The organism is Williamsia sp. CHRR-6 (assembly GCF_018474015.1).
In the GTDB taxonomy this organism is placed as follows: Bacteria; Actinomycetota; Actinomycetes; order Mycobacteriales; family Mycobacteriaceae; genus Williamsia_A.
The window spans coordinates 23,904-44,147 of record NZ_JAHCSG010000002.1 but is presented as its reverse complement, the minus strand read 5'-3'; the positions used below and the strand labels follow the sequence as shown (position 1 = coordinate 44,147).

Below are 20,244 nucleotides of genomic sequence, written 5' to 3'. Positions count from 1 at the left end.
CTCGAGGAAGTTTCGGCGGTAATCCAGGTCACAGTCACGCTTGCGAGCTTTAGCAACCCTTTTGCGCATTTCGCGCATCGCTCTCGACGAACTTGGGATGCCCTGCCCGGTCCCGTACTCTGGAGCCTTGATCACGCTTTGATCACGCAGCCGTTGGATGGTCACGAGAACGGCACGGCCGTCGACAAGCCAGAAGAACGGCACGCCGTTCAGAGGGAACGAGGGACATGGCACGCGTACTGACGCAACTGGAACTCCTCAAGGAGCTCTCCCCCGCCGCCGAGGCGAACGTCAACCGGCACCTCGGGGTGGCCAAAGACTGGAATCCGCACGACTACATCCCGTGGGATGAGGGTCGCAACTTCGCCGCCCTCGGCGGACGGGACTGGTCGGAGGAGCAGTCCGAACTCGGTGATGTGGCCAAGGCCGCGATGATCACCAACCTGCTCACCGAGGACAACCTGCCCTCGTACCACCGCGAGATCGCCGACAACTTCTCCACCGATGACGCCTGGGGCCACTGGGTGGGCCGCTGGACCGCCGAGGAGAACCGGCACGGCATCGCGATGCGCGACTACCTGGTGGTCACCCGCGGCGTCGACCCGGTGGCCCTGGAAGAGGCGCGGATGATCCACATGACCAACGGGTTCACCTCCGTCGGCCTCGGTGGCGATCAGTCCGATCGGGTCATCCGCAACGGCGGCGGCATGGGACTGCTGCACACGGTCACCTACGTCACCTTCCAGGAGCTGGCCACCCGGGTGTCGCACCGCAACACCGGTCGCGCCTGCAACGATCCGGTCGCCGACAAGCTGCTGCAGCGGATCGCCGCCGACGAGAACCTGCACATGATCTTCTACCGCAACATCGTGACCGCAGCGATGGAGATCTCGCCGGATCAGACCATGGAGGCGATCACCGACATCGTCACCAACTTCCAGATGCCCGGAAACGGGATGCCCAACTTTCGGCGCCACGGCGTGTTGATGGCCAAGCACGGCATCTACGACCTGCGCCAGCATCACGAAGAGGTGCTGCTGCCGGTGCTGCGCAAGCTCAACGTCTTCGACCGCAGCGACTTCGGTCCGCAGGGTGAGCAGCAGCGCGAGCGGCTTGCGGCGTTCATGGAGAAACTGGCCGACGACACCCTCAAGTTCGAGGAGATGCGCGACCGGGCGTTGGCACGTGAGGCGGCCAAGCGCGAGGCCAAGGCCTCCTGAGGGCGGTTGTGACCACGTTCGCCGACACCCGAACCGAGACTCCGGCTCTGCGGATCGGGTCGATCCCGCTGAGCAGTCCGGTGGTGCTGGCCCCGATGGCCGGGGTGACGAACGTGGCCTTCCGCACGCTGTGCCGCGAGCTGGAACTCGAACGCACCGGCACGGTGTCGGGGCTGTACGTATGCGAGATGGTCACCGCGCGGGCGCTGGTGGAACGGCACGAGGCCACCATGCACATGACCACCTTCGGCCCCACCGAGAACCCGCGGTCGATGCAGCTCTACACCGTGGACCCCGACTACACCTACGCTGCGGCCAAGATGATCGTCGACGAGAACCTGGCCGATCACATCGACATGAACTTCGGGTGCCCGGTACCCAAGGTGACCCGGCGCGGTGGCGGCTCGGCCATCCCCTATAAGCGCCGACTGTTCGCCAAGATCGTGGCGGCCGCGGTGCGCGCGGTGCAGGGCACCGACGTTCCGGTGACGGTCAAGTTCCGCATCGGCATCGACGACGACCATCACACACACCTCGACGCCGGACGCATCGCCGCGGCCGAAGGGGCCAAAGCTGTTGCGCTGCATGCCCGTACCGCATCCCAGCGGTATTCCGGGGCCGCCGACTGGACCGAGATCGCCCGACTCAAAGAGCACGTCACCGACGTGCCGGTGCTGGGCAACGGCGACATCTTCGAACCCGCCGACGCCATCGCCATGATGGATCAGACCGGCTGCGACGGGGTGGTGATCGGCCGTGGCTGCCTCGGTCGCCCGTGGCTGTTCGCCGAGTTGAGCGCGGCCCTGCGTGGATTGCCCGCTCCCGCCCAGCCGAACCTCGGTGAGGTGGCGTCGATCATCGTGCGCCACGGCCGTCTGTTGGCCGACCACCATGGCGAGGACAAGGGCATGCGGGAGATCCGCAAGCATGTGGCCTGGTACCTGCGCGGTTTCCCGGTCGGATCCGATCTGCGTCGAGCCCTGGCGCTGGTCACCACCGTCGATCAGCTGACCGAGCTGGTGGGCGGCCTCGACGCCGACGCCCCGTTCCCCCCCGACGGGCACGGTCCGCGCGGTCGGCAGGGGTCGCCGGCCACGGTCGCGCTGCCCGATGGCTGGCTCGACGACCCCGACGACGAGTACGTGCCCGCCGGCGCCGACGAGATGCACTCGGGAGGCTGACCCGAGCGCGACCCGCTCGGCGGCGTCCACGTGCACGCGTATCAGTACGATCGGCGCAGGCGCGGGCAACAGGTCCACATGACCGCTTCAGATGGCGTGATCGGCTTTGATCCGGTGACGCAGGCACGACCCAGACAGGGGAACGACGGTGAGTGACGACACGACACCCGAATCGGGTGACGGAGGGACCCCTCCGGCGCGTGGCTCGTCGCGCCGCGACCCCGACCGACCGCGCCATTCCGATGCCGAGGCAGTGCCCGGTCCCCGCGAGGACATCCGCCGCCGCCTCGACCAGCCATCCGACGAGGTGCTGCGGGAACCGGCCGACCGCCGACCGTTCAACCAGGGCCGTAACCGCCGGATGACCGTGGCCGAACTGCTGGCCGCGCTGGAAGCCGAGAACTCCGATCGCCCGACCCCTCCGCAGCCGCCGTCATCGACACCTCCACCGTCGTCGACTCCTACGCCACCGGCGTCTGCACGCCAGGGCGCCCGACCGACGGACGAGGAGGTGACCGCGCTGCTGCCGCCGGTCGGCCCCGACCCGACCGTCACCGCGCCCACCACCCGCGTCCCCCCGGTCCTCGATCCCGCCCCCACCGAGTCGGCCGATCCTCCCGTGACCCGCCGGGTGGCCACCGTGCCGCCCGACGACGCGCAGACCCGCAGAGACAGCGCACGCAGACGCCGACGTCGCGTGGCCACTGCATCGGGTCGGGTGGTGGTGGCGCTGGCGTGCGTGCTGGCCCTGACCGGGACCGGTTTTGTCTGGGGTTACCTCAAGTCGTTCAACGGTGACTTCCAGAACGTCAAGGCGGTCAACGCCAACGACAAGAACATCCGCAACAAGGGCGCGCAGAGCGGCGATCAGACCTACCTGATCGTCGGTACCGACACCCGCGCCGGCAAGAACTCGACCGTGGGTGCAGGTACCACCGCCCAGGCCGACGGTGCCCGGTCAGACACCATCATCTTGATCAACGTGCCCGCCAGCCGTGATCGTGTGGTGGCGGTGTCGTTTCCGCGCGACCTGCAGGTGGACCGCCCCGAATGCCGGGCGTGGGACAACAACAGCGGCACCTACAGCGACACCGAGACGGTGCCCGCCGAGACCGGCGCCAAGCTCAACACCGCCTACGGCGACGGCGGACCCGAGTGCGCGGTGAAGGTCATCCAGCAGCTCTCGGGCCTCAACGTCAACCACTTCATCGCGATGGATTTCTTCGGGTTCGAGCAGGTGGTCAACAAGCTCGGCGGCGTGCAGGTGTGTTCACCCACGCCGCTGTACGACTACGAGTTGGGGCAGATCCTGTCCAAACCGGGTCGGCAGGTCCTCAGCGGCAAACGAGCGCTGAACTATGTGCGTGCGCGCACCATCGACACCGAGGGCAACGGCGACTACGGGCGCATCAAACGTCAGCAGCTGTTCCTCTCGGCTCTGCTACGAGGGATGCTGTCGGGCCAGGTGCTGTCCAACCCGGGCAAGCTGACCAACATCGTCTCCACGTTCATCAAGTACAGCTTCGTCGACCAGGTCGACACCGAGAACCTGCTTGACCTGGCGCAGTCGCTGGAGGGCCTGCAGGCCGGGAGGGTCACGTTCCTCACCATCCCCACCTCGGGCACCGCCACCGACGGCAGCAACAACGAGATCCCGCGGATCGACGACATCAATGCGATCTTCGACGCGATCATCAACGACCAGCCGTTGCCCGGCGAGAAGCGCAAGGTCGCACCGCCGAGTTCGTCGAGCAAGTCCAGCAGCGCCGCGCCCACCAGCACCACCCCCGAGGCGCCGAAGTCGGTGCAGTCCACCGCGTTGAGCCCCAGCGACGTGGGTGTGCGTGTGCTCAACGGCACCGGCCAAACCGGTCTGGCGTCGAAGACCTCGACCCTGTTGTCCAACTTGGGTTTCGACGTGCGCGGTGTCGCCGACGCCTCGGAGAACCAGACGCAGACAGTGGTCCGCTACGGTCCGGGCACCCAGGCGCAGGCCGCCACCGTGGCTGCCCTGTTCTCGGGCGCGGTGATCCAGCCCGACCGCACCGTCAAGTCGGGTGTGGAGGTGCTGCTGGGATCGGACTACTCAGGCACCGTGGGCGATGTGCCCACCGAGGGCAGCACGCTGACCGTCACCCAGAACCCGGCATCGAACTCGATCGTACAGTTGCCCAGCGACCTGACGGTCACCAACGCCGCCGACACCACCTGCCAGGGCTGATCCCACATCTTCTGAACATTCGTCCGCGACTCGTTCACCCTGCGTTCACCAGGTGACCACCGACTCCACCCATCGGGTCAGTACGCTCAGCGAATGCGTACCGCGTACCACGATCAGATGGCCGAGCTGAACAACGTCCTGGGCCAGATGTCCGAGTTGGCCGGCGTGGCCATGGAGCGTTCCACCCAGGCTTTGCTGCAGGCCGACCTCGCCGTCGCCGAGTCGGTCATCACCGATCACGAGCAGATCGTGCGTCTGTCGGCGCAGGCCGAGGAGATGGCGTTCGCGCTGCTGGCGCTGCAGGCACCGGTGGCCGGTGATCTGCGGGCCATCGTCAGCGGCTTCCAGATCGTCGCCGACGTGGATCGGATGGGCGCCCTGGCCCTGCACGTGGCCAAAGTGGCGCGGCGACGCCACCCGGCCAAGGCACTGCCCGAAGAGGTGAACGGCTACTTCGCCGAGATGGGCCGTCTGGCCGTGCAGCTGGCGATGAACGCCCGCGAGGTGCTCAACAGCCAGGACCCCGACGATGCGTTGCGCCTGCAGAGTGACGACGACGCCATGGACGATCTGCACCGCCACCTGTTCACGGTGTTGATGGACCGTGATTGGCGCCACGGTGTGGCGGCGGCGGTGGATGTGACCCTGCTGGGCCGCTACTACGAGCGTTTCGCCGACCACGCGGTGCTGATCGGTCGGCGCGTGGTTTTCCAGGCCACCGGCAAGACCCCCGAGCAGTTTCAGGAGTCCGAGGTCTGAGACTCGGGTTCGCCTGGCCCACAACGACATCAGCCCCGACCTGAAGGTCGGGGCTGATGTCGTCGAGCGAGTCGGTGCGAGGTCTAGCCGAACCCGCCGGAGAAGTAGTCCCCCCTCCGACGGTTCGGCCTCCTCAAGATCGTTGCGTGCTCTTAGCCGAACCGGCCGGAGATGTAGTCTTCAGTCGCCTTCTGCTCCGGGTTGGAGAAGATGGTCTCGGTGTCGTTGATCTCGATCAGCTGGCCGGGCTGCCCGATGCCTGCAAGGTTGAAGAAAGCCGTCTTGTCGCTGACTCGCGCAGCCTGCTGCATGTTGTGGGTCACGATGACGATCGTGAAGTCCTTCTTCAGCTCGGTGATGAGGTCTTCGATGGCCAGCGTGGAGATGGGGTCGAGTGCTGAACACGGCTCGTCCATCAGCAACACCTCGGGTGAGACGGCGATGGCGCGGGCGATGCACAGTCGCTGCTGCTGACCGCCCGACAGACCGCCGCCGGGCTTGGTGAGGCGGTCTTTGACCTCTTCCCACAGGTTGGCGCCGCGCAGGCTGCGTTCGGCCACTTCGTCGAGTTCCTTCTTGTTGCGCACGCCCTGCAGCTTGAGCCCGGCCACCACATTGTCGCGAATCGACATGGTGGGGAACGGGTTCGGGCGCTGGAACACCATGCCGATGGTGGAACGCACGCTGACGGGGTCGATGCCGCGTCCGTAGATGTCTTCGCCGTCGAGGAGCACCTTGCCTTCGACGCGGGCACCCGGGGTCACCTCGTGCATGCGGTTGAGGGTGCGCAGCACGGTGGACTTGCCACAGCCCGACGGGCCGATGAAGGCGGTGATGCTGCGCGGCGCCACCTCCAGGGACACGTCCTTGACCGCGTGGAAGGCGCCGTAATAGATGTTCAGGTCTTTGATGTCGAGACGCTTTGCCATGATGTGACTTTCGTTAGAGCGGAATCAGTTTCAGGACGTTTTGGGGGCGAAGAGCTTGGCCACGACCTTGGCACCGAAGTAGACGATGGCCACCAGGATCACCAGGGTCAGGGCAGCACCCCACACCTGAGGGAAGGCGTCGGACCCGTTGTTGTACTGCTGCACCATCATCAGCGGCAGCGACTGCTGGTTGCCCTCGAACGGGTTGTTGTTGATGGCGCGCGTCGAGCCGACCAGGATCAGCACCGGGGCCGATTCACCCATCACGCGCGCGATGGCCAGCATCACGCCGGTGATGATGCCCGACAGGGCGGTGGGCAACACGATGCTGATGATGGTGCGCCACTTGGGAACTCCCAGCGCGTAGGAGGCCTCGCGCAGATCCTGCGGCACGATCTTGAGCATCTCCTCGGTGGAGCGCACCACGATCGGGACCATCAGCAGCACCAACGCCAACGCCACCACGAAACCCGAGCGGGGCAGGTCCAGGGTGGTGCGCCAGACGGCGTAGACGAACAACGCGGCCACGATGGACGGCACACCGGAGAGGATGTCGACCATGAACGTGGTGAACCGCGCCAGCGGCGAGCGGTTGCCGTACTCCACCAGGTAGATGGCCACGAAGATGCCCAGCGGGATGGAGATCACCGCGGCCAGCAGGGTTTGCTGCAGGGTGCCGATGATCGCGTTGAACGCGCCGCCGTGCAGCTCGTCGTACTGCCACCAGTCCAACGAGGTGATCTGCCCGATGCCACGCGAGACCAAGGTGAACAGCAACCACACCAGCGGGGCCAACGCGATGAGGAGCGCGGCGCTCACCAGGATCAAGGCCACGTTGTCGGTGATCTTGCGACCCAGGGTGACCGGCGTGAAGCCGGAGGCATCCCGCTTGACGGGACCGAGGTCGGGACGATCGATGGTCGCGGTCATGTCAGTTTCCCTTCCGGGCGACGACTGCACGAGCCGCTGCGTTGACGACGAAGGTGAGGGCGAACAGCGCCAGGCCGGCCGAGATGTAGGCACCGGTGTTGAGCGGCGAGCTGAACTCGGCGTTGTTCAAAGCGATCTTGGTGGCGAAGGTCTCCCCACTCTCGAGCAGGTTGAAGTTCAGCGGACCGGTCGAGGAGATGATCAGCAGCAGCGCCATCGTCTCACCGAGTGCGCGACCGAGCCCCAGCATCGAACCGGAGATGTAACCGGAGAAACCGAACGGCAGGATGGTGGTCTTCACGACCTCCCACTTGGTGGCACCGAGCGCGAGCGCGGCCTCGCGGTGGCCGACGGGGGTCTGCACGAACACCTCGCGCGTCACCGCGGTGATGATCGGCAGGATCATCACCGCCAGCACGATGCCTGCGGTGAGCAGGGTGCCACCGGTGGACAGGTTGGTCACCTGGCTGGGCGACTTGAAGAACGGCAACCAGCTGAAGTGGTCGACGAGGAAGTTGTTCAGCGGGACCAGCGCGGGCCCGAGCACGAGGATGCCCCACAGGCCGTAGACGATGGAGGGCACCGCGGCCAGCAGGTCCACCAGGTAGGTGATGGGACCCACCAGGCGGCGGGGTGCGTACTGGGTGAGGAAGATCGCGATGCCCAGCGCGATCGGCATGGCGATGATCAGCGCGATGATCGACACGACGCCCGTCGTGTACAGCAGGTTGAGGATGCCGAAGCGCAGGTTGTCGCCGCTGGTCACCCAGTCACCGGTGTAGGTGAAGAAGTTGACGGTGTTCTTGCTCAGCGCCGGGATGGCTTGGACGATGAGGAAGATCGCGATCAACGCGATCAGCACCGACACCAGCACACCCGCGCCCACCGAGAGGCTGCGGAAGATCTGGTCACCGAGTCGGGTGACCGATCCGGCGGTGTCGCTACCGCCTGGGGAGTCGCCGGGCGCGGCACCGGCCTTGCGCAGCTCGACGCCGTCAGGGTTGGTCGAGCCGGTCGACGATGAACTCATGGTTCCTTCGATGTCCTCGCCGGCGCGAACGCCGCCACCGTGCACTTCGGTCATGCGTGATACTCCCCAAGTCTTTCAACCTGTGCCGCGGAGTCGCAACGTGTGCGACTCCGCGGCGTCAGGTGATGGTGTGCAGATCAGCTCAGGGCGTCGATGGTGCCCTTGAGCGTGGTCTTGTAGCTCTCCGGCAGCTCGACGTAGCCGGCGTCGGACAGCCCGTCCTGGCCCTTCTCGAGGATCACGTTGAACGCCGACTTCAGGGTGGCAGCGGTGTTGCCGTCATAGCCCTTGGAGCAGACGATCTCATAGCTGGTCAGCAGCAGCGGCCACGCGCCGGCACCGTTGGAGGCGAACAGCTTGTCGGTGTCGACGACGAGGTCCTTGCTGCCGGGGGTCTTGAAGGTGACGCCCTCGAGCGCCTTGCCTGCCGAGTCGTCGTTGAGCTCCACCGCGCCGGAACCGAAGTCGACCTTGGCCAGACCCAGGTCGTTCTGCTTGGCGTAGCCCCACTCGACGTAGGTGACCGCGCCGGAGGTCTTCTTCACGGTGTCGCCGACACCGGTCGACTTGGCCGCACCCGAGCCGCCCTGGCCCTTGAACAGCTTGTCGTGCTCGTAGGGCCAGTCCGCCTTGGCGGTGTCCTGCAGGAACCGCTGGAAGTTGTCGGTGGTGCCCGAGCTGTCGCTGCGGTGCACCGGGACGATGGCCTTGTCGGGCAGGGAGACACCGGCGTTGACCGCGGCGATGGCCGGGTCGTTCCACTTGGTGATCTTGGAGTCGAAGATCTTGGCGATCAGCGACGGGGTCAGGGTGAGATCGTCGACGCCGTCGAGGTTGTAGGCGATGGACACCGGGCCTGCGACCAGCGGGATGTGCCAGGCGTCGTTGCCGCCGCAGCGATCCTTGGCCTTGGTGATCTCGTCACCCTTGAGGGCCGAGTCCGAACCGGCGAAGTCGACGTCCTTGCTGAGGAACTTCTTGACGCCGTCGCCGGAGCCGCTTCCGGTGTAGTTGAGGACGGTGCCGCCGTTCTTGGTCAGCACGTCCTGGAAGATCTCGATGGCCTTCTGCTGCGCGGTCGAGCCCTCGCCGCTGATGGTGCCGCCGTTGGACACCGCACCAGTCGAGCCGCTGTCGCTCGAGCCGCCGCCGCCGCTGCAGGCGGACAGGGTGAGGGCTGCTGCGGCAGCGATACCGACAGCGATGGTGCCGCTGCGGGTGGTCGAGCTGCGATTGAAGTTCACGCGAGGGTCCTCCGTTGTGTGTTGGTTCGCGACCGAACCGGACGTTTCTAGACGGTCGTGACCTGGCTCAGCGCACACCCGGACCCATGGTGGAGTACGGGCGAATCCGACGCCGTGTCACCGAGAAAACTAGGGTGCGGCGATGGACTACCCGCCGACAAAAGGTGAACGGGAGGTGAATAGATCGCGGTGTCCACGCTGGTCAATGGTGTGTCCTGCTAACCACAGCAGGGGGCGATGTGACCTGTCCGACCCTCGGGTCAGCCGTAGGCGACGTCGACCGAATGCTGGGTGAAACCAAGCCGCTGGTAGGTGTGCAGCGCTGCGGTGTTGTCACCCTCCACGTAGAGCTCCACCTCGGACAGATCACGCGACTGCAGATGGTGCAGCCCCGCCAGGGTGAGCAGACGCCCCAGTCCCCGGCCCTGGGTGCCGGTATCGACGCCGACGATGTAGACCTCGCCGATCGCGGGGACGACCACGCCGCGCTCACCGGTGCCTGCGGGGTGCACTTTGGTCCAGTGGAAGCCCAGCAGCGTGCGCGGATCGGCGCGGTCGAACACCAGAAACACCCCGGCTGGGTCGAACCAGTCGGCGCCCGTGCGCGCGGTGATGTCCGCCGACGACCAGCCGCCCTGCTCGGGGTGCCAGTCGAAGGCTGCGTTGTTGACCCGCAGGATCTCCGCGTCGTCGTCAGACCCGGCGTAGGTCCGCAACAGAAGATCGTCGGGAACCACCAAGGGCGGCAACGGATTCCGCAAACCCAGTGGGCGCCGTAATGACAGCAGCTCACGTGTGGCGGTGAGGTGCAGCGATGCGGCCAGCGCCTGCGCGGCGGGAAGGTTCCCGTGCGCCCAGATCCGCGCCGATCCGGCTGCGGCGTCGAATGCGCGGCGCACCAACGCTTTCCCGTGTCCTCGTCGGCGAACCGAGGGGTCGACTATCGCCTCGATCATCGCCGGATCGTCGTCACGGCCGGCGGTGATGTTGGCGTAGCCGAGCACCGATTCGTCGCCGTCACGCACCACGACATGGGTGACCGAATCGGATCTGATTGCCGCCGTGGACTGTTCGGACAATCCGTCCACACCGTCGACCTCGGCCACCCGCGCGGCCATCGCCGTCACCGTCGCGGCCACGTCCGCAGACAACCGGGTGGCCACCGTCAGCTCAGCCACCGTTGGGGACGGTACTGAAGTCTGGATCGTCGATCTCGGCCTCGAGCAGGTCCTCGACGGTGTCGACCGACCCGTCGGCGTCGTCGCGACCACGGCCACTCGGCCGCACTGCCTTGTATCCGACGTTGCGCACCGTGCCGATCAACGACTCGTGCTCGCTGCCCAGTTTGGCGCGCAGCCGACGCACGTGCACATCCACCGTGCGCGTCCCACCGAAGAAGTCGTACCCCCAGACCTCTTGCAGCAGTTGCGCTCTGGTGAACACCCGTCCCGCGTTCTGCGCCAGGTACTTCAGCAGCTCGAACTCTTTGTAGGTGAGGTCGAGGGGACGGCCGCGCAGCCGCGCGGTGTAGGTGCCCTCATCGATCACCAGCTCCCCCAGCGAGACCCTGCCCCCGGACTCCTCGGTGGTCACCCCCCGGGTGCGGACCACCAGCAGCCGCAACCGGGCGTCGAGCTCCGCGGGACCCGTTGCGGGCAGCAGGAAGTCGTCGAGGCCCCATTCAGCATTGACGGCCACCAGGCCACCCTCGGTGAGAACGGCCACGACCGGGATGGCCGATCCGGTGCTGCCCAGCAACCGACACAGGCCTCGGGCAGCGGCCAGATCGATGCGGGCGTCGACGATGGCGACGTCGGCGTTGCCCGCCTCCATCAGGGAGGACACCTCGGTGGGCAGGACGCGAACTGTGTGAGCCAGCAGTGACAACGACGGCAGAACAGACTCAGGTGTGGGATCGGCTGTCAGCAACAAGAGATCCACAAACCACTCCGATCTCGAGAGTTCATATGTGTACGTTGCCTTACCAACGCGTACGCAGTAGGTGACAGAATAACCGCAGCTGGGCTTCCCGTCGGTGTCGGCCATCGCTCTGGCGGGCGACGCCGAACACCGCGCGCGTCCCCGACTCGTTCCCGAACCGACCGAAGGGGTGCTGATGCGCCGGGTGGTGATCGCGGGTCTGGTCACCGTGCTCGGCCTCACCCTGGCCGCCGTCGGAGCCGACTATGTGGTGGCCATCCGCGCCGAACGCAGCATGGCCCGCGCGCTACTGGCCGCGCCCGGGATGACATTCGAACCCGAGGTCACCATCTCTGGTTTCCCGGTAGCCACCGACGTCCGCGATCGCCGTCTGGCGCAGATCGGGATCACCGCGCGAGGGGTGGCGGTGTGCTCGGCGTGCGATCCCGCCGCCGGGGTGCGCCGCGCCGATCTACGCGCCACCCTCACCGATGTCGGGGTGATGGGTGCGGCTCGACTGATCCAGGCCGACACCACGTTGCGGGTGGCCTCCATCTCGTCCTCGGCCACCATCGACTCGGTGTCGATGGGCCGGTTCCTCGGAGTCGACGACCTGACCGTGACCACGCCGGCACCCGCGGGTGTCCCCGGCGGTGGCGGACCCCAGGACGGACTGCTCAGCCGCACCCGCGGGGTGATGCTGACCGGAACCGTCTCGATTCGCACCTCGCCTGGACAGCCGATCCGCCGGGTGACGGTGAGCGTGACGGTCGACCTGTCGATCGTCGGCGGTCGCCTGCACGTGCAGGCGACCGGTTTCTACACCGGACCGCAGGAGCACAGCGAGGCGACGGTGTCGGCGACCGAGCGGCCGCACGTGCTGGCCGCGTTCACCGCCACCCTCCCGGCGATCGCGTTGCCGTGGGGAGTACGGCCCACCGGGGCCAACAGCTCCGGCAGCGACATCCAGCTGACCGCGCGCACCACAGCCGCACTTCTCACGCCGCGTCAGTTCCGTCCCGCCTGAGAATCGGGCATCCCCACCTGCTGTTGTAGGCTCGCAGCCATGCAGTCGCGCCGTGAGTTCCTGCTCACCCGTCGCCGGGCGATCGATTTCTGTCGAGTCGCCACCTGCTGCTGTCGCTGAACACCGGGCACCTCTGGCCTGCGGACAGCCGGATTCCCTCACCCGATCAGCGGGTCGAGTGGGCCGAATGTTCGGCTCGATGGCACTTCGGAGTCATCCCGCACAGGCAGGTCTGTGCCCGACTATCGACTGCGTCTCACCTCACATCCTCTGCGCCACCGACGATCTCCGGCGCCACCCCTTTGGAAAGGAATCCCCATGGCTCGCTCCGATGTCCTGGTCAGTGCCGACTGGGCTGAGCAGAACCTGACCACCGACAAGGTCGTCTTCGTCGAGGTCGACGAGGACACCAGCGCGTATGACGGCGGCCACATCGCCGGCGCGGTGAAGCTGGACTGGAAGACCGACCTGCAGGATCAGGTCCGTCGCGACTTCGTCAACGCCGAGCAGTTCGGCGACCTGTTGTCGGCTCGCGGCATCGCCAACGACGACACCGTGGTCCTCTACGGCGGCAACAACAACTGGTTTGCCGCCTACGCCTACTGGTACTTCAAGCTCTACGGCCATCAGGACGTGAAGCTGCTCGACGGTGGCCGCAAGAAGTGGGAGCTCGACGGTCGCCCGCTGAGCACCGACGCGGTGACCCGCCCCGCCACCACCTACACCGCTGCGGCCCCGGACCTGTCGATCCGCGCATTCCGTGACGAGGCCATCGACGCAATCGGCAGCAAGAACCTCGTCGACGTCCGCAGCCCGGACGAGTTCAGCGGCAAGATCCTGGCGCCCGCCCATCTCCCCCAGGAGCAGAGCCAGCGTCCCGGCCACATCCCCACCGCCATCAACGTGCCGTGGAGCAAGGCGGCCAACGAGGACGGCACCTTCAAGAGCGACGAGGAGCTGGCCGAGTTGTACGCCGAGGCCGGTCTCGACGGAAGCAAGGACACCATCGCCTACTGCCGCATCGGCGAGCGTTCCAGCCACACCTGGTTCGTGCTGCACGAGCTGCTGGGCCATTCCAACGTCAAGAACTACGACGGCAGCTGGACCGAGTACGGCTCCCTGGTGGGTGCCCCGATCGAATTGGGGGCGTGAGCATGATGTGTGCCGCACCCAAGCAGGGTCAGAAGCTTCCCGCCGGGGTCGACGTCGAGAAGGAGACGGTGCTGACCGGTCAGGTCCTCGACACCGACGGCACCCCGGTGGCGGGCGCGTTCGTGCGTCTGCTCGACTCGACCGGCGAGTTCACCGCCGAGGTGGTGGCCAGCGGGACCGGTGACTACCGGTTCTTCGCCGCTCCCGGCACCTGGACCATCCGGGCGCTGTCGTCGCGGGGCAACGGTGACATCACCGTCTCGCCCGACGGGGCCGGCATCTACGAGAGCGACGTCACCGTCCTCGCCGGCTGAGGCCACCGCGTCCTCGATCGCCCCTGTCCGCCGCGTGCGGGCGGGGGCGATCTTCGTCAACCAGGCCCATGTCGACGCCGAGAGCCACCACCGGTGGTACTCGCGCCCAGGCCCCGTAGAATCGAAGCGTGGTCATCTTCTTCGAAGTTCTACTGGTCTTGGCGTCGCTGGCGATCGTCTGGTTCGGCCTGTACACCCTGTACCGGCTGTTCTACGACAAGTCGTGACCGCTGGCACCGACACACCGAATCCCGCTGGGCGTCGGTGTGTCTGACGTGTCCGCAGCCGGCGACGATGCCGGTGGCGCGCCCGTGCCGACGTCGGCCTCGCGCAACATCAGCACGCTGGCAGGCCTGCCGCTACCCGACGACACCGCCAACCTGCGTCATGGCCCCGATCTGCACCCCGGCCTGCTCGGGTTGCTGCCCCTGATCGGGGTGTGGCGCGGTGAGGGTGAGGGCAACGATCCGGGCACCGGCGACTACCGGTTCGGACAACAGATCACCGTCAGCCACGACGGCCAGAACTACCTGATGTGGGAATCGCGGTCGTGGGTGCTCGCCGACGCCGAGCCGGGTTCGGGGTCTGGCGAGGACTACGTCGGTCCGAGCCTTCGCGAAACCGGCTTCTGGCGCATCGGAGGACCGGATTCCGACGAGACCATCGAGTTGTTGCTCACCCACGCCGAAGGCTGGATCGAACTGTTCTACGGTCGCCCGCTCAACCAAACATCCTGGGAGCTGGCCACCGATGTGGTCATCACATCGGCCTCGGGCAGCGCCGACGGCCGCACCATCGGCGGGGCCAAGCGGCTCTACGGCCTCGTCGACAACGGCGACTTGGCGTACGTGGAAGAGCGAATCGACGACGACGGTGAGTTGACGCCTCGGCTCTCGGCGCGGTTGTCGCGTTTCGCGGGCTGAGATCAGACCGACCTTTCGGTCAAGTCGGACAAGTTCGGCCCGCTTTTGTCGCAGTCGCGTGACCGTTGCGACCGATCGGTGATTAGGTGGACAGATGATCATTGCGGCCGCCAACGTCCCCCGAGAACGCGAGACACTCATCGAGATCTACGGTGAGCAACGACGGAATTTCCTTTGGACACTTAAGGATATCTCTGAGGACGATGCGCGGCGCGTCTCGACGGTGTCGAAGCTGACACTGGGCGGCTTGGTCAAACACCTGACCAATCTGGAGCGGTACTGGATCGCCACCGTGCTCGAGAACGACCCCGACGCCACCTTCGAGATGACCCTGGACACCCTCGACGATGCCTACACGCTGCTCGACGGCGAAAGCCTGGAATTCTGGTTGGGCGAGTACCGCGACCAAGCCCGGCTGACCGATGAGTTCATCGCCACCGTTCCCGACCTCGACGCGCTGATCCACATCCCGCCCGCAGAGTGGGCCACCACCCGACAGCAGCAGACGGTCCGGCGCATCCTGTTCCATTTGTTCCGCGAGACCGCGCAACACAGCGGGCACGCCGACATCATCCGCGAGGCCATCGACGGACAGAACACCACCCACACACTGCGGATCGACGGCCTACGCACCATCGATCACTCCGAAACCATCTGAGGATTGTCGGGGCGGATCGGCGGAAACGTCTGGGGCGGTTCGGTCCTGGCGTGGAGTCGCCCAGAGACGGGACGACCCCCGCACCCGCTCCCGGTGAAGGAGCGAAACCGCCTGGACGGGCGGGGTGCGGGGGTCGGGTGACCACCGTGGATTCGCGTCGGTGACATCGAACCCGAGGGTGACGCCACCTAGCTGATGGCCACCTCACGTATCCATAAGTCAATCAACTTCGGACCACCTCCTTCCTCGTGTACCCACGAAGTTACGCGGGGATCTGATCCTCGGCAACGGATTTTGTCGTGAGCTGGTCCACTGGGTCGGCCCGGGCCGCGTCGAGATCGATCACCACGTCGGCGGCCGTCTCGGCGGGCAGGTGGTGGGCCACCACCACGACCGCACGCTCGCCGGCCACCAGTCCCGAATCGCGGTCCAGCAGCTCTCGGTGCAGCCGGTCGGCGTCGGTGCGATCGAGGTGCTCGCAGGGTTCGTCGAGCAGCACGATCGGTGCCGGGTTGATCACCACCCGCGCCAACAGCAGCCGGCGCCGCTGTCCGGCGCTGATCGCCTCGGTTCCCGCGGCAAGGATCGTGTCGAGGCCGTCGGGCAACCCGGTCAGCCACGGGCCCAGCCCCACCCGCCCCAGCGCGTCAGCGCACTGCGTATCGGTGGCAGATCCGTTGGCCACCAACAGGTTCTCGCGCACCGTGGTGGCGAACACGTGTGCGTCCTCGGCGAAATAGCGCACCACCTCGCCCGCGGCGGCGTTGCCGCCCACCACCTGCACCGTGCCCGCCAGCGGGGGCAACAACCCGGCCAGCGTCAACAGCAACGACGTCTTGCCGCAACCGCTGGCCCCCACCACCGCGATCCGCGCACCCGGTCCGATGGTCTCGATCCCGCAGATCGGTCCGACCGCGTTGTGGGCGCTGTATCCGAATCGCACAGCCGTGGCGTGCAGAGCCGTGTCACCGGTGGCAGTTGGCCGATCGACCGATGAGATGTCTCGCGTTTCAGTGGATCCGACACCCGAACAGTCGATCATCGCGAGCACCCGCGCACCGGCCTGACGGCTCAGCCACAGGTGGCGAGCGGCATCGACCAACCCGCTCGCCGCCTCGAAAGCGCTGAGCGGCAACAGGATCAGCACACCGACCGTGGTGGCGTCGACACGATCGGCCATCCCGACCGCCAGCAGACAGGCAACCAGCACCACGGCACCGACCACGACGGGCACCGCTGCCGCTGCCCATGAGCGAATGGCGTTGCCGCAGTCCGCGGCCCGCACCGCGCGTAGCTGCGCCGCTCGTGCCGCAGCGAGCAGCTCCTCGCGTCGGCCCGCCACCCACATCTCCGGGCCGTGCCACAGCAGCAGGGCTGCCAGTTCGCCTGCGTCGTCTCGGGCACATCGGTCGTCGCGTTCGGCGCGCGCCGCGCCGACCGCGGCCAGGACCGGAGCCAGCACTCCGGCCACCACCCAGCCCAGCGCCACCGCCGAGCCCAGCCACGGTGACACCCACATCCCCACCCCGACGGCGAATGTCGCGGTGACGACCGCCGAGCCCAGTGGGATGAGTCCGCGGATCAGGGCGTCGCCGATCTCCTCGATGTCATCACCGGCCCGCGAGACGATCTCCGAGCGCCGCAGCGTCACCGAGTACGACGGCGACCCGCCGGCCACCGCCGCATAGATGCGACTGCGGGCGGTGGCCATCGCATCCAGAGCCAAATCGTGGGTGGCCAGACGCTCGAGGTAGCGAAACAGCGCACGCGAGATGCCCAGGGCGCGCACCGAGGTGACCGCCACCGACAAGGCCAGCACCGGCGGCATCTGCCAGGCCCGGGTGATCAGCCAGGCCGAGAGCACCGCCAGCGCCAAGGCGCTCAGCGACGACGCCGATCCGAGCGCCACCGACCTCAGCACCGGCCCAGGCGCCACCCCGAGCAACGCCGCCGCGCGCACCGCGGGGTCCGCACGCCAATGGCGTCGTTCAGACATGAGCCACCGCCGAGGTCGTCACGATCGCATCGGCGGCGGCGAGTACCGCCGACCGGTGGCTGACCACGACGATCGTGGCCCCATCCGCTGCGCGTCGGCGCAACGCCTCGATCACCTGCGTCTCCGACCGTTCGTCGAGGTGCGCGGTCGGTTCGTCGAGCAGCAGCACCGACGCAGGAGCGGCCAACACACGCGTCACGGCCAAGCGTTGACGCTGCCCGGCCGACAAACCCACCCCGCCGCAGCCCACGCGGGTGTCGCGGCCCGCAGGCAGCTGCGCCAGCACCGTGTCCAACCCCGTTGCCCGACAGGCACCATCGAGCCGCGCCGGGTCGGGGTGACCGAACAGGGCGAGGTTGCTCGCCACCGTTCCCGGTAGCACCACCGGCGGCTCGGCCAGCCACGCGATCGACCCGATGATGGCCTCGGGGTCGGCCACCGGGTCGAGGTCGCCGATCCGCACCCAACCGGTATCCGGTGCGATCATCCCGGCGATCACCTGCAGCGCAGTCGATTTGCCACTCCCGTTGGCACCGGTGAGGACAGTGATGGCGCCGGGTTCACAGCGCAGCGACAACCCCCGCGGCGCCCAGCCGTCACGGTCACGCACGCCCACCTGGTGCAGCACCACCGCCGCCTGCCGCAGGTTCACGGCGTCGGTGTGCTGCTCGATCCGCCGGATGGGGGCGCGGTCGATGAGATCGAGGACGTCGGCGGCGACGGTGCGCCCGGTCTCGGAGTTGTGGAACTGCGCCCCCACCGAGCGCAGCGGCAGGTACACCTCGGGCGCGAGGATGAGGGCGAGAACACCGTCGTGCAGCGTCATGTCGCCGTGCACCAGGCGAAGTCCGATGCTGACGGCCACCAACGCCACACAGAGGGTGGCCAGCAGCTCGAGGACTGCGCCGGAGAGGAACGCGACCCGCAGTGCACGCATGGTGGTCCGCCGATGGGTCTGCCCCAATGCACGTACCTGCACCACGGGACCATCAGCCCGATGCAGTGCGCGCAGAGTGGGTACCCCGGCCACCAGGTCCAGCAGCTGCGCGGACTGGGCGTTCATGGCCTCCAGTCGCCGCCGGGTCCGATCACGGGTCATCAGCCCGATCAGAACCATGAACAGCGGTATCAACGGCAGCGTGACCACCACGATGATCGCCGATGTGAGGTCGGCCCAGGCGATCACCGCGACGACCGCCGGCGTGACGGTCACGGTGAGCAAAAGCGCCGGGATGAAGGACGACAGGTAGGGCGCCAACGCGTCGAGCCCGCGCCCGGTGACGGTGAGAAGATCGCCCCGCATCCGCGCCAGCTCCCGTGGGCTGGTGCGACGCACGTCGGTCACCGCATCGATGGCCGCGATCCGCAGCTCGGCGATCGTCTGCGCCGACGCCCGCTGCGCGTAACGCGCGTGACCCACGGCGGCCAGGGCGCGGACCGCCAGCGCCACGCCCAGGATAATGAGGTGATCGGATTGGGCAGCAACATCTCTCGATGCCGGATCGGTCACCAGCTCGGCGAGTGTGGCGGCCACCATCAGGGCGCTGACGATGACCGCACCCGCGGTGACGACTCCCATCGCCGCCGTCACCAGGACGTAACGCCGGGCGCTCGCAGACCAGCGCAGCAGCCGCGGATCGATGGGTGGCTGCGACGCCGTCATGATCGCCGAACCCGCAACGACAGTCCGATCGACGGCGGGATGTGAGCGGTGGAGATGCGTTGACGAAAAACCCAATACGTCCAGATCTGATAAGCCAGCACCACCGGCACCATGACCACCGCCGCCCACGTCATCACCGTCAGCGTGTAGTGGCTCGACGCCGCCGCGGCGATGGTGAGGTCGTTGGCGCGCGTGGTGGTCGCGCGAATCACCACCGGCCACAGCGACCCGAAGATCAGCACCACCAACGACAGGATCGACACGCTGGTGGCCGCGAAGGCCACCACTTCCCGGCCCGCCGCCGCAGCCGCAGCGATGACGATCGACGCCGCCACACCGACCGCAAGAACCGTTGCCAGCCAACCCTTCTCGCCGTAGGCGAGGGTCCAGCCACCGAACACCGCGAAGACGATCACCGTGGGTACGGCCCACACACGAGCCGCTCGCATCGCCTCGATGCGCAGATGACCGTCGGTCTTGAGGGTGAGGAACACCAAGCCATGGGTGCCGAACAGCAGCAGGGTGGTCAGCCCTCCCAGCAGGGCATAAGGACTCAGCAAGTCGAAAAACGTTCCGGTGAAACGCTGTCCGGAATCCAGCGGGAGTCCACGCACCAGGTTGGCGAAGGCGACACCCCACAGCAGTGCGGGCAGCCACGATCCCAGTCCGATCCCGACATCACACCACCGACGCCACCGCGGATCGTCGATCTTGCCGCGCCATTCGATCGCGACCACGCGGGTGATCAAACCGACCAGGATGACCAGCAGGGCCAGATACATCGCGCTGAACATCGTCGCGTACCAGATGGGGAACGCCGCGAACATCGCCCCGCCACCGGTCAACAACCACACCTCGTTGCCGTCCCACACCGGTCCGATGGTGTTGATGAGGGTGCGCCGCCGAACGTCACCGTCCTCGGCGGTCTCGTCGCGACCACGACCCAGGAACGGCAACGCCATCCCCACCCCGAAGTCGAAGCCCTCCAACAGGAAGTAGCCGGCGAATAACACGGCGACCACCACGAACCACACTTCTGGAAGTGTCATCACGAATCCCTTCTGAATCCGTTGCAGG

General features: G+C 67.0%; 19 protein-coding genes. 10 read left to right on the top strand and 9 right to left on the bottom strand.

What is annotated here, in order from left to right; translation table 11 throughout:
• The first annotated feature begins 227 nt into the window (after window positions 1-227).
• From KIK15_RS06095 to phoU, 4 genes are all read left to right on the top strand, one after another.
• Window positions 228-1,220, top strand: coding sequence for an acyl-ACP desaturase (locus tag KIK15_RS06095; RefSeq protein ID WP_214243322.1), 993 nt, complete (start codon window positions 228-230; stop codon window positions 1,218-1,220).
• A gap of 95 nt (window positions 1,221-1,315) precedes the next feature.
• Window positions 1,316-2,401 carry a tRNA dihydrouridine synthase DusB gene (gene dusB / locus KIK15_RS06090; RefSeq protein ID WP_250324316.1) on the top strand — a complete coding sequence of 362 codons (1,086 nt, stop codon included), beginning with the start codon at window positions 1,316-1,318 and terminating at the stop codon, window positions 2,399-2,401.
• A 148-nt stretch (window positions 2,402-2,549) separates the two neighbouring features.
• Complete coding sequence (locus KIK15_RS06085) at window positions 2,550-4,622, top strand: LCP family protein (RefSeq protein ID WP_307851761.1); 2,073 nt, start codon at window positions 2,550-2,552, stop codon at window positions 4,620-4,622.
• A 93-nt stretch (window positions 4,623-4,715) separates the two neighbouring features.
• Window positions 4,716-5,381, top strand: coding sequence for a phosphate signaling complex protein PhoU (gene phoU / locus KIK15_RS06080; protein WP_214243321.1), 666 nt, complete (start codon window positions 4,716-4,718; stop codon window positions 5,379-5,381).
• Window positions 5,382-5,533: 152 nt separating this feature from the next.
• Here phoU and pstB read toward each other — a convergent pair whose 3' ends face one another.
• The 6 genes from pstB to KIK15_RS06050 all read right to left on the bottom strand — a co-directional run bounded on the left by pstB (window position 5,534) and on the right by KIK15_RS06050 (window position 11,455).
• Window positions 5,534-6,310 (bottom strand): phosphate ABC transporter ATP-binding protein PstB, encoded by a 777-nt coding sequence (gene pstB / locus KIK15_RS06075; protein ID WP_214243320.1) that lies wholly within the window; start codon window positions 6,308-6,310, stop codon window positions 5,534-5,536.
• 30 nt (window positions 6,311-6,340) lie between these two features.
• Complete coding sequence (gene pstA / locus KIK15_RS06070; protein ID WP_214243319.1) at window positions 6,341-7,240, bottom strand: phosphate ABC transporter permease PstA; 900 nt, start codon at window positions 7,238-7,240, stop codon at window positions 6,341-6,343.
• Between the two features lies 1 nt (window position 7,241).
• Window positions 7,242-8,324 carry a phosphate ABC transporter permease subunit PstC gene (gene pstC / locus KIK15_RS06065; protein ID WP_374222821.1) on the bottom strand — a complete coding sequence of 361 codons (1,083 nt, stop codon included), beginning with the start codon at window positions 8,322-8,324 and terminating at the stop codon, window positions 7,242-7,244.
• 83 nt (window positions 8,325-8,407) lie between these two features.
• The gene (gene pstS / locus KIK15_RS06060) at window positions 8,408-9,514 is read right to left on the bottom strand and encodes a phosphate ABC transporter substrate-binding protein PstS (RefSeq protein WP_214243318.1); all 1,107 of its coding nucleotides are present in this window, start codon (window positions 9,512-9,514) and stop codon (window positions 8,408-8,410) included.
• A 260-nt stretch (window positions 9,515-9,774) separates the two neighbouring features.
• Window positions 9,775-10,683, bottom strand: a complete 909-nt coding sequence (gene mshD / locus KIK15_RS06055) for a mycothiol synthase (RefSeq protein ID WP_214243804.1) — start codon at window positions 10,681-10,683, stop codon at window positions 9,775-9,777.
• Window position 10,684: 1 nt separating this feature from the next.
• Complete coding sequence (locus KIK15_RS06050) at window positions 10,685-11,455, bottom strand: response regulator transcription factor (RefSeq protein ID WP_214243317.1); 771 nt, start codon at window positions 11,453-11,455, stop codon at window positions 10,685-10,687.
• A gap of 94 nt (window positions 11,456-11,549) precedes the next feature.
• On the opposite strand from KIK15_RS06050, the gene KIK15_RS06045 reads away from it, so the two are divergent.
• The 6 genes from KIK15_RS06045 to KIK15_RS06025 all read left to right on the top strand — a co-directional run bounded on the left by KIK15_RS06045 (window position 11,550) and on the right by KIK15_RS06025 (window position 15,508).
• Window positions 11,550-12,461 (top strand): DUF2993 domain-containing protein, encoded by a 912-nt coding sequence (locus KIK15_RS06045; RefSeq protein WP_214243316.1) that lies wholly within the window; start codon window positions 11,550-11,552, stop codon window positions 12,459-12,461.
• 39 nt (window positions 12,462-12,500) lie between these two features.
• Window positions 12,501-12,581, top strand: a complete 81-nt coding sequence (locus tag KIK15_RS18860) for a putative leader peptide (RefSeq protein ID WP_374222833.1) — start codon at window positions 12,501-12,503, stop codon at window positions 12,579-12,581.
• 198 nt (window positions 12,582-12,779) lie between these two features.
• Window positions 12,780-13,613, top strand: coding sequence for a sulfurtransferase (locus KIK15_RS06040; RefSeq protein ID WP_214243315.1), 834 nt, complete (start codon window positions 12,780-12,782; stop codon window positions 13,611-13,613).
• Between the two features lie 5 nt (window positions 13,614-13,618).
• On the top strand, window positions 13,619-13,927 hold the full coding sequence (locus tag KIK15_RS06035; protein WP_214243803.1) for a DUF1416 domain-containing protein: 309 nt from the start codon (window positions 13,619-13,621) through the stop codon (window positions 13,925-13,927).
• 266 nt (window positions 13,928-14,193) lie between these two features.
• Window positions 14,194-14,850, top strand: coding sequence for an FABP family protein (locus KIK15_RS06030; protein WP_374222820.1), 657 nt, complete (start codon window positions 14,194-14,196; stop codon window positions 14,848-14,850).
• Between the two features lie 94 nt (window positions 14,851-14,944).
• A complete protein-coding gene (locus tag KIK15_RS06025) occupies window positions 14,945-15,508 on the top strand; it encodes a DinB family protein (RefSeq protein ID WP_214243314.1) in 564 nt (187 codons plus the stop codon).
• A gap of 262 nt (window positions 15,509-15,770) precedes the next feature.
• Here the strand turns inward: KIK15_RS06025 and cydC are convergent, their stop codons facing one another.
• From cydC to cydB, 3 genes are read right to left on the bottom strand one after another with little or no spacing between them, the layout of a single operon-like run.
• Entirely contained in the window at window positions 15,771-17,504 is a 1,734-nt protein-coding gene (cydC, locus tag KIK15_RS06020; RefSeq protein WP_214243313.1) for a thiol reductant ABC exporter subunit CydC, read from the bottom strand.
• Window positions 17,497-19,167, bottom strand: coding sequence for a thiol reductant ABC exporter subunit CydD (gene cydD / locus KIK15_RS06015; protein ID WP_214243312.1), 1,671 nt, complete (start codon window positions 19,165-19,167; stop codon window positions 17,497-17,499). The genes cydC and cydD overlap by 8 nt, the downstream gene beginning before the upstream one ends.
• A complete protein-coding gene (cydB, locus tag KIK15_RS06010) occupies window positions 19,164-20,216 on the bottom strand; it encodes a cytochrome d ubiquinol oxidase subunit II (RefSeq protein WP_214243311.1) in 1,053 nt (350 codons plus the stop codon). Before cydB ends, cydD begins: the two co-directional genes overlap by 4 nt.
• Between the last annotated feature and the right edge of the window lie 28 nt (window positions 20,217-20,244).